Origin of the sequence: Ferrigenium sp. UT5, from assembly GCF_045866295.1 — a bacterium.
Classification (GTDB): Bacteria; Pseudomonadota; Gammaproteobacteria; order Burkholderiales; family Gallionellaceae; genus Sideroxyarcus.
In genome coordinates this window covers 1-13,319 of record NZ_BAAFRY010000031.1, presented here as the reverse complement: position 1 = coordinate 13,319, position 13,319 = coordinate 1, and the positions used below count along the sequence as shown (strand labels likewise).

The window sequence follows — 13,319 nt, the reverse complement described above, 5'->3', positions numbered from 1 at the left end:
CCTTCGGAATGCGCGGTAGAACCGCAGCTTGCTTCTTGCTCGTTTTGCTTGGCATACATGTTCCTTTCAGGTTGCATGTTATGCCTCAAACACAAAATTTATGACAGGCTCGAAATGCACAAATTTTGAAACCTCTTCAGCCTTCTTTCCAACAACCTTCCCTTTTATTTCAGATGCTTCTCGCTGAAGGTTTTTTATGGCATCAATTCCAAGATGCAACAGCAACCCCACCGAAAGCGAGCTTAAAATTCCAACCCCAGAAAATACTATTACTAATCCGATACTTTTTTCCCATGCAAAGGCAATCCCTGCAAATAAGAAACCTTGCAGGATTAAAAACCAATTCATACGATGATTTGTCATTTCGTTTTCATCGTGAATTAATCCTCTAATTATCTCTTCTCTCACTTCTATCTCCTTAGTTGCTGGCGCCTATTAAAAACTCATTTTACTCATGGGCATGTTTGTAAATCTGAACGCCATGCACTAGTGAATAAATCCTGAGCGGACCTTATCTCTACTGATACATTTGTCGATGGCGAGCAGGATGCTGTTGAGCACGCCCGCCGAGGTGTCTTCCATCTCACGGATGTCGTCGCGGTTGCCAACCACGATCACCAGATTGGCAAGCGCCTGTAATTGCGGACACTGGCCGTAGGCCTCGATCAGCGCCACGATGTTCTTGCGCGGGTCGGGGCGCGACAGGGCGAGGATGATGGGTTTGTTCGGTTCTTTCAGAAAGCGTTTGAGTTGCTGTGCGATGGCGCTCTGCTTCTCGTCGCCCTGCGCCGGGTAGAACTGCGTCAGGTCGGTACCGGGCGGCACCACGCGCATACGCGCCGGCTGATAGAAATCGTACAAGCCGTATTGCTGCTCGACTTCCTGCCGGGTGCTGGTGATGATGCGCTCGGCCACGCCCAGCGTGTCTTCCTCCGCCTCGATGCGGCGCGTGATGTGATAGGTGCTCTCGATCTCGCTGCGTGCCACACCGCTGGCCAGCAACTGCTTGCGCTTGCTGCGCCCCAGCGAATGGCCGGTGAACACCAGCGGGATGCCGAGCTGGTGCGACAGGCGTGAACCGACGTAGCCCGCGTCGGCGTAATGGCCGTGGATCACGTCCGGCAGACGAGGCTGCGCCTTGAGGAAGGCCAGCGCGTTATCGGAGAAGTTCTCCAGCGTGTCCCACAGCATCTCCTTGCGCAGATAGACCGGCTCACCGCAGTCGATGCGCACGATGGCGGCTTTGTCCGAGAGTGGCTCCAGCGGCTCGGCGTAATCCGTGCTGACATTCGCGTCCACGACGCGCCGGGTCAGCAGGAGCACGCGCTCCACGTCCTTGCGCGCGCCCAGCGCGCGCGCCAGTTCGACCACATACTTGGTCTGGCCGCCGGTGTCGGCATCCCGCCCCAGTTCCAGATCATGCCCCCGGATCAAGCCGTGCACGCTGACCAGCACGATGAACAGGGGCGGCTTGTTCATGCTTGCCACGCTTTCAGGAACGGCGCGTAGAAAGCCGCATCCTCGGTGACGGCGCCGCGCAGGGTGCAGATCGCCGCCGCGAACGCGTGGGCGCGGGCCAGTGTTTGCTGCACCGGCCAGCGCCGCAGCTTGCCCAGCATGAACACAGCGGAGAAACCGTCCCCGGCGCCGACTGTATCGACCACCGTCACCGGCTCCCCATGCGCTTGCATGCGCACAGTGTCCCCTTTGCGCCGCACCAGCCAGGCGCCTTCCGCCCCGCAAGTCACCAGCACCTGTCCGATATCGAAGGTCTGCATGAACGCACGCGCGTACCCGTCCAGCGTATCGCCCGGCAAGGCGAACAGCCGGGCGAGGATCGCCAATTCCTCGTTGTTTAGCTTGACCGTGTCCGCCTGACGCAAGGAACGGCGCAGTATTTGCGCGTCATACCAGGGGGGGCGCAGATTGACATCGAAGAAGGTCGGCGCACCGATGCTGTTCAGCACCCGCTTCAGCGCGCTTCTGGACACAGGGTGACGCTGCGCCAATGTGCCGAAATAGACCAGCTTGGGATGGATGGACAAGGCGACCATGCGCGCGACCGAAGCGTGGATGTGGTCATAGGCTTGCTCCGGCAGGATCTCGAAGCGATGCGAACCGCCTTCGAAATGCACTTTCACCTGCCCGGTCGGATAGCTCGGGTCGAGCTGCACGCCCATCGTCTCCATGCCGCAAGCCGTCATCGACTCCAGCAATTCGGCGCGCAATGCATCGTTGCCGGTACGGGTGATGAGGACGGGATTCAGGCCGAAGGCCTTGAGATGTCTGGCGACATTGAACGGCGCGCCGCCGAGGACGCTGCGGTCCGGAAAGACATCGGCGAGGACCTCGCCGAATAGCGCAACAGTCGCTCCACTGCGCCGAGAAGATAAGGATGAATCTGAGGTTGTACGTGCTTGCTCTGCTGTTTCTTTCATCGGCCTGTTGGGACATGCCGCCACATGGGTTTTGCGACGAACTGATTGGTGAGCGATGCTGCCATTATACTGGAAGTTGCGCGTGCGATGCTGCAATTGCTGCCTATTTTGCAAATTGCCCTGTCAATCCCCTGCATCTGTCGTCATCACGCCAAGGTTTGGAGGCGTCGTCCGCTCTGTGTTATAAACACGGCCCCACCCAATTCGAGAAACACGATGCCGCGTGCATCGATGCTTCCAGCCAATCGCACAGGAGCCACCACCGTGACCGACACACGCCAGACCCTTATTCCCATCTATTCGGCCGACAAGCCGCAGTTCCGCTCTTACAACCTGAACAACTTCCGCGACATCCCGCAGGTCGCTAGGCTCAGCGAACAGCAGCAACTGGATATCGAGATCGTCGGCAATGTGCTGCCGTTCAAGGTCAACAACTACGTGATCGAGCAGCTGATCGACTGGGACCAGGTGCCCAACGACCCCATCTTCGCGCTCACCTTCCCGCAACGCGACATGCTGAGCGCGGAACACTACGACGAGATGGCGACCCTGCTCGCGCGCGGCGCCGACAAGACAGAGATCAAGGAGGCCGCCAACCGCATCCGCATGCAGCTCAACCCGCATCCGGCGGGACAGGTCGACCACAACGTGCCGGAGTTGGACGGCGAGCGCCTGCACGGCATGCAGCACAAATACCGGCAGACCCTATTGTTCTTCCCCAGCCAGGGGCAGACCTGCCACGCCTACTGCACGTTCTGTTTCCGCTGGCCGCAGTTCGTCGGCCTGAGCGACATCAAGTTCGCCAGCCGCGAAGTGGAGAAACTGGTGGCGTACGTGAAACGCAACCCGCAGATCACCGACATCCTGTTCACCGGCGGCGACCCGATGATCATGAGCGCGAAGAACCTCGCCGCCTATATCGAACCGCTGCTGTCGGCCGAGCTGCCCAATCTGGTGAACATCCGCATCGGCACCAAGGTGCTGGGCTACTGGCCGCACAAGTTCGTGGACGACGACGATACGCCGGAGATGCTGGCGCTGTTCCGCAAGGTGACCGATTCCGGCAAGCAACTGGCATTGATGGCGCATTTCAACCATCCGCGCGAACTGGAGAACGACACCGTGCGCCAGGCCATCCGCAACCTGCGCGAGGCCAACGTGATGATCCGCACCCAATCACCGGTGATGCGCCATATCAACGACGACCCGGCGCTGTGGGCGCGCATGTGGGAGACGCAGGTCAAGCTGGGCTGCGTGCCGTACTACATGTTCCTCGCGCGCGACACCGGCGCCCAGCATTATTTTTCGGTGACGCTGGTGCGCGCCTGGCAGATATTCCGCGAGGCTTACCAGCAGGTGTCGGGTTTGGCGCGCACCGTGCGCGGCCCCAGCATGTCAGCCACCCCCGGCAAGATCCAGATGCTGGGCGTGGCCGATGCCGGCGACAGAAAAGTGATGGTGATGCGCTTTCTGCAGGGCCGCGACCCGGACTGGGTGCAGCGCCCGTTCTTCGCGGAATACAACGAGACCGCCACCTGGCTCGACGAACTGAAGCCTGCCTTCGGTGCGGAAAAGTTCTTTTTCGAGGAAGCGTTGGAACAGTTGTTCCACGAGCACAACGACGACAGCACGGCGGACGATTTCGAGTAAGCGTCAAATGGCCTGCGGGTCGGATTCGAACGACGGCGGTTCACTTCTCCTGCTGCTGCAATGAGACCGGGAACGCCGGTGCCTTGCCCAGTTTGTCCTGTCCGGCATAGAGGGTCAGGTGCGGATAGGGAATCTCGATGCCTTGCGCATCGAAAGCCTTTTTCAGTTGCGCCAGGAACACGCGCCGCACCGTCCACTGCTCCAGCGCCACAGTCTTGATGCGGCAACGCACGATCACTGCCGAATCAGCCCAGTCCTGCACACCCTGGATCTCGATGTCTTCCAGTATCTTCGGGCCCACCTCGGCATCGCTGCGGAGGGCGGCACCGGTTGCGCGAATGACGGCATACACCTCGTCCAGGTCTTCGCGGTAGGCCACGCCGATATCGATCAGCGCGAAGGCATAGCCGCGCGATTTGTTGGTGACTACCGTGATCTCGCCATTGGGGATGTAGTGCACGTTGCCTTCGTTATCGCGTAGCACCGTGTTGCGCAGCGTGACTTCCTCCACCACTCCCAGTTTTCCCGCCAGCTCCACCGCGTCGCCGACGCGCACCTGGTTTTCCAGCAGCATGAAGAATCCGCTGAAGAAATCCTTGACCAGACTTTGTGCCCCGAAGCCGACAGCGATCCCGACCACACCGGCCGCGCCCAGCAAGGGCGCGATCGAGATGCCTAGCTCGCTCAATACCAGCATGCCCGCCACCAACGTGATCACCACGGTGGAGATGTAGCGGAACACCCGCGCCAGAGTCTCGATGCGCCGCTCGTCCTCCGCCGAAGCAACGCGCGTTTTCATGTAATTGCGAAACACGCGGATCAGTTTGCGGCTCAGGGCGATGAGCAGCCACGCCAGCACAAGAATAATGATGACGTGCAGGACGTCCTTCTGGATATGCAGATATTCGCTCAATGTCGATGGTTCCAAGTTGAAACTCCGGTCGGTTGCAATGCCGCGATTGTAACGCAGCCCACCGCGCTGACCGGCCACCTGCATCGGTTATAATCGCAGCCCATTTATTCGGGTTTGCTCATGTCCACCACCATCCTTGTTATCGGCCTGCTGGTATTCTTTGCGCACTTTTTGTCGCTGCAATTTTCCCGCACCAACATCCCAGATGTGCTGGTGCTGATGCTGCTCGGCATCTTGCTCGGCCCGGTGCTGGGCATCGTCTCGCCCGACGATTTCGGCAAGGTTGGCTCGCTGCTGGCCACTATCGCGCTGGTTGTGATCCTGTTCGAGAGCGGCACCTCGCTCGACCTTGACGTGCTGGGCCATTCCATCGGCACCACCGGATTCCTTTCCATCGCCTGCTTCGTGCTGACTGCGGCAGTGGTGACGGTGGTCGGCATGTCTATGCTCGACCTCAATCCCATGCCCGCGCTGCTGCTGGGTCTGACCTTGGGCGGCACCTCGTCCGCCGTGGTGATCCCCATGGTGGCTGCGCTCAAACTCGCCGAGAAGCCGGCCACCGTGCTGGTGCTGGAATCCGCGCTGACTGACGTGCTGTGTATCGTGGGCGTATTCGCCCTGTTGCAGGTCATGACGCAGGGCGATGTGGCGGCCGGCAAGGTGGTGGGCGGCGTGATCGCGGCGCTGGTGTTCGCCGCCGTGTTCGGCGTGGTGGGCGGCATCGGTTGGCTGTTGGTGCTGGGCAAGGTGCGAGACTTTCCCAACACCATTTCCTCTACGCTGGCTTATGTCTTCATCGTCTATGGCGCAACCGAAGGCTTGGGTTTTTCCGGCGCAATTGCCGCGCTGGCGCTGGGCATCACGCTGACCAACTTCCAGAAGTTCGGTCTGCACCGCATTCCCAACCTCGACAAGAACATCGAGCCGCTGAACGAGGTCGATCTAATCTTCTATAGCGAAGCGGTGTTCCTGTTGAAGACCTACTTCTTCGTCTATCTGGGCATCTCCATCCACTTCGGCGCGATCGGCCCGGCCACGGTCGCCATCGTGATGGTGCTGCTGGTCTATCTGCTGCGCCTGCTGCTCACGCGCGTGGTGTTCCGCGACCCGGCCTATACCCTGCGCGACACCGCCGTCACTTCCATGATGGCACCCAAAGGGTTGGCAGCGGCGGTACTGGCCGCGCTGCCTTTGCAATACGGCATCACCGGCGGAGAAACGATCCGCGACACCACTTACATGGTGGTGCTGTTCAGCATCTCGCTCACCGCGGTGTTGGTGATGGCCTACCCCGCACCTGCTGTGCGCAACCTGTACTCGCGCCTGTTGGGCAAGGCGCCGGGCGACACCCTGAAAGTCCCCGCCTACGTGCCACCGCCAGAATCCTGAACCGGGATTGACACCCACCGGCCTGCGCCGCACGGCGCTGCCATGATGTATTTTTTGAAAGCACGCATGATCATCACGCTCCTGACCATCGCCACCATCCTCTTCCTAGCCTTGCAACTGGAAGAAAAACTAAATTTACCTTCACCGCTGGGCCTGATCCTGCTTTCCTTTGGCACCCACTATGTGTTCAGCCAGGTACCGGTGCTGACCGGCGACACGGAGCACTTCGCCCTGCTGGTCATCTTTCTGCTGCCGGTGTTGCTGATCTCCGATTCGCTGGAAGTCAAGGTTGCCGACCTGAAGGAACATGCCTGGAGTCTGATCTATCTGGCGGTGGTCTCCATCGTGCTGTCGGTGCTGACCGCGCTGGCTCTCGCAGACTGGCTGTTCGCCGACTATGCGCTGTCCACCGCAGCGGTGATCGTGCTGTTCGCCATGGTGCTGGCCACCGATCCGGTGTCGGTGGTGAGCATCTTTTCCAAGTTCGAGCTGCCGCACCGTCTGAAGATACTGGCCGAGGGCGAAAGCCTGCTGAACGATGCCACGGCGCTGATCGCGTTTGTGTTCGTCGGTCTGTATGCGCTCGGGGGTAACGGCGTTACCACGGGGTATGTGCTAAGCATCAGCGCCGAAGTGATACTGGGTTCTGTCGCGACCGGGATGACAGTCGGCCTCCTCGGCCTGATGCTGATGAAATCCACGCATAACCGCATTGCCGAGATGATGGTGCTGATTCTCGCCGGTTACGGCGCATTCGAGCTCGCCGAACATTTCTATGTGTTTCTCAACCTGCTGGGCAGCCATTCTCACCTGCATCTGTCAGGCATCCTGGCCGTGATCTTCGCCGTAATCACGGTCAACCACGTGATGATGCGGGCGGTGGACGAGGAAGAGCGCCGCATCGAGGATGACGAGGCCGTGCTGCAACGCGAAGCGATGAACCAGAATGCCTCCTCCCGCCTGATTGACAAGACGATGGGCCACCTGCGTGCCACGCTCGCCGAGCGCGACCGCCATCTGCGCACCAAGGAGGACATCCAGTTGCTGGCGCTGGTCGCCAACACCATCCTGTTCATCGCCATGGCCGAGATGATCGACCTTAAACTGCTGTGGCAATACAAGACCGAGATTCTGGTGATGTTCCTCGCCACCACGGTGATCCGCGGCGCGATGATGGGGCTGTTTGCCGCCATCGCCAACCGCACCGAAAAGATGACCGACATCGGTCTGCGCTGGTGGAGCGTGCTCACCTTCGCGGGCATCAAGGGCGGCCTGTCCATCGTGATGATTACCATGATCCCCACCGACTACCCGCATCTGGAGATGTTCAAGGCGGTGGTCATCGGCGTTATCATGCTGTCCACCTTCCTCTACTCGGGTGCGCTGCTGTTCATCATCGGACGCAACAAAGAGGTCTTCCGCGCGGAAAAACGGGCCGAAGATGCCCACCACTAACCGTACCCCTGACAGGCCATGAAAGAGTTGATCCAAAACCTGACGGCGCACCCGATGTTCATCAAATTGGCCGGGCTCGGGTTAAGCCTGTTGCTTATATTTCTGCTGGTGCGCTTCGCCAAGCTGATTGCCGCCAATAACATCCAGGACAAGGACTTGCGTTACAAGACGCGCAAGAGTTTCGGACTGGCCGGATACGTGCTGTCACTCATCGTCGCCATTGCCATTTTCAGCAACCAGCTCGACAACCTGCCGGTCCTCATCGGCTTGCTCGGTGTGGGTGTGGGGTTCGCCTTGCGTGAAGTCATCCAGAGCTTGTTCGGCTGGGGTGTCATCTCCTTCGGCAATCTTTACCAAACTGGCGACCGCATCCGCTTGAACGGCGTGATGGGCGACGTGATGGATATCGGCCCGCTCACCACCACCGTGATGGAGTGCGGTGACTGGGTAAAATCCGACCTGTACAACGGCCGCGTGGTGTATCTGCCCAACAACATTGTGCTGCGCGAACAGGTGCTGAACTACAGCGTGGATTTTCCATTTCTGTGGGACGAGATCGTGGTGCCGGTACGCACCGACTGCGACCACCGGCTCGCGCGCAGCATCATTCACGATGTGGGCAAACGCGAACAGGCCGACACCATAGCCGCCGCGCAACAAACCTGGTCGAATTTCATCCTGCACCACCGCGCCGAGGATGCGCGGCTGGATGTGGCGGTGACCCTGAGCTTCGACGCCAACTGGATCGAGTTCACCCTGCGCTATCTGGTCGATTACAGCCGCCGCCGCGCTACCAAGGACAGGCTGTACACCGCCATCCTCGATGCTTTCGAGCAGACCGGCGGCAAGGTCAAGGTTGCATCGCCGCAGTTGCAGATAACCGAACTGCCGGAGATGAGCGCACGCCCTGCCAGCTCGAACTGATACACCGTTTTCTTTTTAGCCCGCTCAAGTCCGACCATGAAGCGAGCGGCCTGTTCGGCATGTTCCAGTTCGCCAGCAGCACCCCCGGCAGCCTGCAGACGCAATGGCAGACCGCCATCAGCGCTTCGTTCTCGCACAACGCGCAACTGGGCAGCTATCTCGAACTGTATAACGACCATCCCTTGAACCACGCCGGCAACGACAGTTTCATCGTGGATGGCGGCCTCGCCTTTCTGCTGGATGCGCGCACGCAGCTCGACCTGAATCTCGGTCTCGACCTGAACGGGCACGAGGCCGATCTCATCGGCGTAGGTTTCGCGCGCAGTTATTGACCACATACCGCACTGTCACGGACGTCGCATGACGTCTGCGGCGATTTTTTCACATTTGCATCCCACAGGAATACACTCATGGACATCCAGAATCTCGCCGAAGCCAAAACCAACATCCTCAGCGGTCTCACCGTCGCGCTCGCGCTGGTGCCGGAAGCCATCGCTTTCGCGCTGGTCGCCCACGTTCATCCGCTGGTCGGCCTGTATGCCGCTTTCATGGTAAGCCTCATCACCTCGCTGTTCGGCGGCCGTCCTGGCATGATTTCCGGCGCCACCGGTGCGCTGGCGGTCGTGATGGTGGCGCTGGTGGTCACCCACGGCGTGGAATATCTGTTCGCCACAGTGGTGCTGATGGGGATTTTTCAAATACTGTTCGGCGTCGCCAAGCTGGGCAAATTCATCCGCATGGTGCCGCACCCGGTCATGCTGGGCTTCGTCAACGGGCTGGCGATGGTGATCTTTCTGGCACAGATGCAGCATTTCAAAGTGACCGCCGCCGACGGCAGCGTGAGCTGGATGGCGGGCGCGCCGCTGGTCACCATGCTCGGGTTGATCGCGCTGACCATGCTCATCATTTATCTGTTGCCGAAGCTGACAACCACGGTACCTTCGACGCTGCTCGCCATCATTGCCACTTCGGCGCTGGTGATCTTCGCCGGTATCGAGACCAAAACCGTTGGCGACATGGCATCCATCGCTGGCGGCCTGCCGCAATTCCACCTGCCGGACGTGCCGCTGAACCTTGAAACCCTGCGGATCATTCTGCCCTACAGTCTGGTGCTGGCCGCCATTGGCCTGATCGAAACCCTGCTGACCCTGAATCTGATCGACACCATGACCCCGACGCGCGGCAAACCAAACCGTGCCTGCGTCGGCCAGGGCGTGGCCAATGTCACCACCGGCTTCTTCGGCGGCATGGGGGGGTGCGCCATGATCGGGCAGAGCATGATCAACGTCACCAACGGCGCGGTGAAGAATCTGTCCGGCATCGCCGCCGCAGTGTTCCTGTTGTGCTTCATCCTGTTTGCGTCAAGCTGGATCGAGATGATCCCGCTCGCCGCGCTGATCGGCCTGATGTTCGTGGTGGCAGAAAAAACGTTTGAATGGGGCAGCTTCAACCTGTTCGGGAAAGTGCCGAAAACCGACATCGTGGTGGGCCTGACCGTCGCCGTCGTCACCGTGCTGACCGACCTGGCCATCGCGGTCATCGTCGGCATCATCATCTCCGCGCTGGCTTTCGCCTGGGAACATGCGAAGAGCATGGAAGTGCGCGTCACCACCGAGGAACACGGCTGGAAAGTGTATGACCTGCATGGCTCTCTGTTCTTTGCCTCGGCGCTGAATTTTCCCAACCTGTTCACGCCGCAAACCGACCCGGATGAAGTGGTGATCGACTTCAGGAACGCCCGCGTCAAGGATCATTCCGGACTGGAAGCGATCGATCAACTGGCGGAGCAATACACCCGTATAGGCAAAAAATTGCATCTGCGCCACTTAAGCCCTGACTGTCTGGAATTGCTGGACAAAGCCAAAGGCATGGTCGAGCTGAACGTGCTGGAAGACCCGAACTACCATCCCGCCGACAACCGGCTCGGTTAAACTTCGGGCTCAAGACGCGGGCGGTGTTTCCTGTTTCAATACCTGTCCTGCACCATCGCGAATCGTGACCGCCACCGGAAAACCGCTGCGCACGCTCTGCGTGACCACGCAAAATTCCTCGAACTGTTCTAGGGTGCGCTGCAGATGGGTCAGCGTTTCTGCGCGTGCGGCGAATTGAATCTCCACCGCCACGCCGCCCACCCGCAGTCTTCCCGCCGCATTCCGGGCGTAATGGCCGGTCACCTTTGCCGTCAGCCTGCCCGGCTCGTTTTTGAACTTGCGCAGCGCGAACAACAGGCTCGCCATCAGGCAATTCGCGATGCTGGCGGCCAACAGGCGCGACGGATTGGGCCCCGCGCCCTGCCCCAGCGGCGGCGGCTCATCGGTCAGCAATTCCGGCATCGTTTCATCGAAGCGCACCAGGAAGGCATAGTCCTGCTGCTGTTCCAGGGTAAGGCTGAACGTCTGCGTTTCACTCATGGCATTTCCTTTCGGGGATCGGCTTGTTCCGCATGGCCGTGGTCATGCGCATCGTCCTCGTGATCCTGCACCGTGCGCGTCCGCCACTGCACGGTGCGTATCATCGGTTCCGGCTGCAGGGTGGCGTGATGAATCGCGAAACGTTCTTCCAGCAAGGCGTGGCTGGCGTCCAGCACGCTTTCCCATTGCACGATGTCCTTTACCACCAGATGCGCGGTCAGCAGCGTTTCGCCCGCCTTCACCTGCCAGATGTGCAGATCATGCACCGAGGCCACGCCGGACACGGCGGCCAGCGCCTTGCCCACTTCCTCCGGCGCGATGTCGAACGGGGCGCCTTCCATCAGGCCGTGCAGCGCCTCGCGCAGCAAACGCACGCTGGAGAACAGGATCAGCGCGCCGATGAGCAGTGACAATATCGGATCGATCGGCGTCCAGCCGGTGAAGGTGATGACCAGCCCCGCCAGCAATGCCGCCACCGAACCGAGCAGGTCACCCATCACGTGCAACAGCGCGGCGCGGGTGTTGAGATTCTGCTCGCCGCGCGCCAGCAGCCACGCCACCAGCAGGTTGATGGCCAGACCGATGGCGGCGGTGATCGACACCGCCTCGCCCATCACCGGCTGCGGCGACTGCAAACGCTCGACAGCGGAGATCGTCAGCCACGCGATCAGTGCCAGCAGGCCCAGGCTGTTGATAAGCGCGGCGATAAACTCGGCGCGCCCCAAACCATAACTGTGGCGCAAGGAGGGCGGACGCTGCGCCAGCCAGGCCGCGCCCGCCGCGAGCAACAGTGCCGCTGCATCGTTGACCATATGCCCCGCGTCTGCCACCAAGGCCAGCGATCCGCCCCACAGGCCGACACCGGCCTCGACGGCGGCAAATCCCAGCGTGAGCAGCGTGGCCCACAGCAGGGTGCTGCCGGAGGCGGTGTGGTGATGGTGTGCGTGATCGTCGTGGTCGTGGCTCATGGTTTGCCTTGCGGGTTGCAGCAATCGGTGCGCCCTTGCTGGATGGGTGGACACGGCACGCTCCCGAAGGAACAGAACACGCAGCAGTCGCCGGGTTTTGGCTTGAGCACTGTCAGGCACGCCGGGCATTCGTAAAACCACTGGCAGGCATCGGTGGGCATGGTCAGCAATTCGGCATGGCCGCAGGCCGGACACGTCAGCAGGGATTGGAGCCGGATAGTCATTGCACCCCCTTGCGCCGCAGTACCCCGCTCAGTTGCGTGCCTGACAAGAGGGTATTGAACACCGTGCCGTATTTCTTCACGTTCTCGTGCAGCAAGGCCAGCCGCTGTTCGGACTCATCCGTATCCACGAGAATCTCGTAGGTGATGGATTCCATCTTCGGCGGTACATCCTGGCGCACTCCGTCCACCGTCACTTCCACGCCGCGCAGATTGAATTTCAGGATCGGCGTGATGCGCTCGATGCCCTTGATGATGCAGGCGGACAGTGCCGCCAGCAGCAGCTCGGCGGGATTGAAGGCATCAGCACGACCGGCCATATCCGTGTCCAGCGTGATCGCGGCCTCCTTGCAATGCGCCACACTGCCGTGGGCGTCGCTGCGCCGGGTGACGACATGAAAAGCCATTTTGGATGCGGGTTCGCCCATATCAGCCTCAAGTCGAAAAAAGTTGCCACCAGCGGCGGCGATTAGCGGGAATCGGCGCATGCAATTCGATCGCCTGCGGCGGCGTCATGCTGAGTATCCAGCCCGGCGGCGAGGCAGCGGTGCTGCATGACGATCCCATATGCGCAGGGTCGTACACCTTGATGAGGGTGGGCGATTCGGCATCGTCGGCATACACGATGCCGCAATACGTCTCGTCATGTTCCTGATGCAACAAGGCATCCAGCGCATCGATGCGTTGTGCCAGCGCCTCGCCCTGCAGCGGACGCTGCGGCACGGCTTCGCCAAGCTGATAGACATACCATGTTGGCGCGCGTTTAAAACTACCCAGTTCTGCGCGTTGAATTTTACCCAGGCACTTTAGCCACCTCCGGGGAGGCGGCGTTGGTCAGTGTAGCTCAGTTTTTCCATTTTTCGGCAGGATGTTCAGAACGGTTCGTCTTCAACAACGGCCTTCCCCCGCTTGCTTTGCTCCCGCGCCTTGATCCGTGATTTTGCGGTCGC

The 13,319-nt window shown here is 60.3% G+C and carries 15 protein-coding genes; 6 read left to right on the top strand and 9 right to left on the bottom strand.

Features of this window, described 5'->3' with window-relative positions; genetic code table 11:
- Positions 1-78: 78 nt before the first annotated feature.
- The 3 genes from ACKTSJ_RS10295 to ACKTSJ_RS10285 form a co-directional block, all read right to left on the bottom strand.
- Positions 79-408, bottom strand: a complete 330-nt coding sequence (locus ACKTSJ_RS10295; RefSeq protein ID WP_407899942.1) for a hypothetical protein — start codon at positions 406-408, stop codon at positions 79-81.
- Positions 409-486: 78 nt separating this feature from the next.
- Positions 487-1,479: a glycosyltransferase gene (locus ACKTSJ_RS10290; RefSeq protein WP_407899940.1), complete on the bottom strand. Its 993-nt coding sequence runs from the start codon at positions 1,477-1,479 to the stop codon at positions 487-489.
- The gene (locus tag ACKTSJ_RS10285) at positions 1,476-2,438 is read right to left on the bottom strand and encodes a carbohydrate kinase family protein (RefSeq protein WP_407899938.1); all 963 of its coding nucleotides are present in this window, start codon (positions 2,436-2,438) and stop codon (positions 1,476-1,478) included. Before ACKTSJ_RS10285 ends, ACKTSJ_RS10290 begins: the two co-directional genes overlap by 4 nt.
- A gap of 264 nt (positions 2,439-2,702) precedes the next feature.
- Between ACKTSJ_RS10285 and ACKTSJ_RS10280 the strand changes: the two genes are divergently transcribed.
- Entirely contained in the window at positions 2,703-4,088 is a 1,386-nt protein-coding gene (locus ACKTSJ_RS10280) for a KamA family radical SAM protein (RefSeq protein WP_407899937.1), read from the top strand.
- A gap of 40 nt (positions 4,089-4,128) precedes the next feature.
- Here the strand turns inward: ACKTSJ_RS10280 and ACKTSJ_RS10275 are convergent, their stop codons facing one another.
- Positions 4,129-5,016 carry a mechanosensitive ion channel family protein gene (locus ACKTSJ_RS10275; protein ID WP_407899935.1) on the bottom strand — a complete coding sequence of 296 codons (888 nt, stop codon included), beginning with the start codon at positions 5,014-5,016 and terminating at the stop codon, positions 4,129-4,131.
- A gap of 105 nt (positions 5,017-5,121) precedes the next feature.
- Here ACKTSJ_RS10275 and ACKTSJ_RS10270 point away from each other — a divergent pair, with 105 nt between their 5' ends.
- The 5 genes from ACKTSJ_RS10270 to ACKTSJ_RS10250 all read left to right on the top strand — a co-directional run bounded on the left by ACKTSJ_RS10270 (position 5,122) and on the right by ACKTSJ_RS10250 (position 10,700).
- Positions 5,122-6,390, top strand: a complete 1,269-nt coding sequence (locus ACKTSJ_RS10270; protein WP_407899934.1) for a cation:proton antiporter — start codon at positions 5,122-5,124, stop codon at positions 6,388-6,390.
- Between the two features lie 42 nt (positions 6,391-6,432).
- Positions 6,433-7,845 (top strand): cation:proton antiporter, encoded by a 1,413-nt coding sequence (locus ACKTSJ_RS10265; RefSeq protein WP_407899933.1) that lies wholly within the window; start codon positions 6,433-6,435, stop codon positions 7,843-7,845.
- An 18-nt stretch (positions 7,846-7,863) separates the two neighbouring features.
- Positions 7,864-8,769 carry a mechanosensitive ion channel family protein gene (locus ACKTSJ_RS10260; RefSeq protein ID WP_407899932.1) on the top strand — a complete coding sequence of 302 codons (906 nt, stop codon included), beginning with the start codon at positions 7,864-7,866 and terminating at the stop codon, positions 8,767-8,769.
- Between the two features lie 59 nt (positions 8,770-8,828).
- The gene (locus ACKTSJ_RS10255) at positions 8,829-9,101 is read left to right on the top strand and encodes a hypothetical protein (protein WP_407899930.1); all 273 of its coding nucleotides are present in this window, start codon (positions 8,829-8,831) and stop codon (positions 9,099-9,101) included.
- A 78-nt stretch (positions 9,102-9,179) separates the two neighbouring features.
- Complete coding sequence (locus ACKTSJ_RS10250) at positions 9,180-10,700, top strand: SulP family inorganic anion transporter (RefSeq protein WP_407899929.1); 1,521 nt, start codon at positions 9,180-9,182, stop codon at positions 10,698-10,700.
- Between the two features lie 9 nt (positions 10,701-10,709).
- Here ACKTSJ_RS10250 and ACKTSJ_RS10245 read toward each other — a convergent pair whose 3' ends face one another.
- From ACKTSJ_RS10245 to ACKTSJ_RS10225, 5 genes are read right to left on the bottom strand one after another with little or no spacing between them, the layout of a single operon-like run.
- A complete protein-coding gene (locus ACKTSJ_RS10245; RefSeq protein ID WP_407899927.1) occupies positions 10,710-11,180 on the bottom strand; it encodes an OsmC family protein in 471 nt (156 codons plus the stop codon).
- Positions 11,177-12,148, bottom strand: a complete 972-nt coding sequence (locus tag ACKTSJ_RS10240) for a cation diffusion facilitator family transporter (RefSeq protein WP_407899925.1) — start codon at positions 12,146-12,148, stop codon at positions 11,177-11,179. The genes ACKTSJ_RS10245 and ACKTSJ_RS10240 overlap by 4 nt, the downstream gene beginning before the upstream one ends.
- Entirely contained in the window at positions 12,145-12,372 is a 228-nt protein-coding gene (locus ACKTSJ_RS10235; RefSeq protein WP_407899923.1) for a GDCCVxC domain-containing (seleno)protein, read from the bottom strand. The genes ACKTSJ_RS10240 and ACKTSJ_RS10235 overlap by 4 nt, the downstream gene beginning before the upstream one ends.
- Entirely contained in the window at positions 12,369-12,797 is a 429-nt protein-coding gene (locus ACKTSJ_RS10230; protein WP_407899922.1) for an OsmC family protein, read from the bottom strand. The genes ACKTSJ_RS10235 and ACKTSJ_RS10230 overlap by 4 nt, the downstream gene beginning before the upstream one ends.
- Positions 12,798-12,804: 7 nt before the next feature.
- Positions 12,805-13,092, bottom strand: coding sequence for a hypothetical protein (locus ACKTSJ_RS10225; protein ID WP_407899920.1), 288 nt, complete (start codon positions 13,090-13,092; stop codon positions 12,805-12,807).
- Between the last annotated feature and the right edge of the window lie 227 nt (positions 13,093-13,319).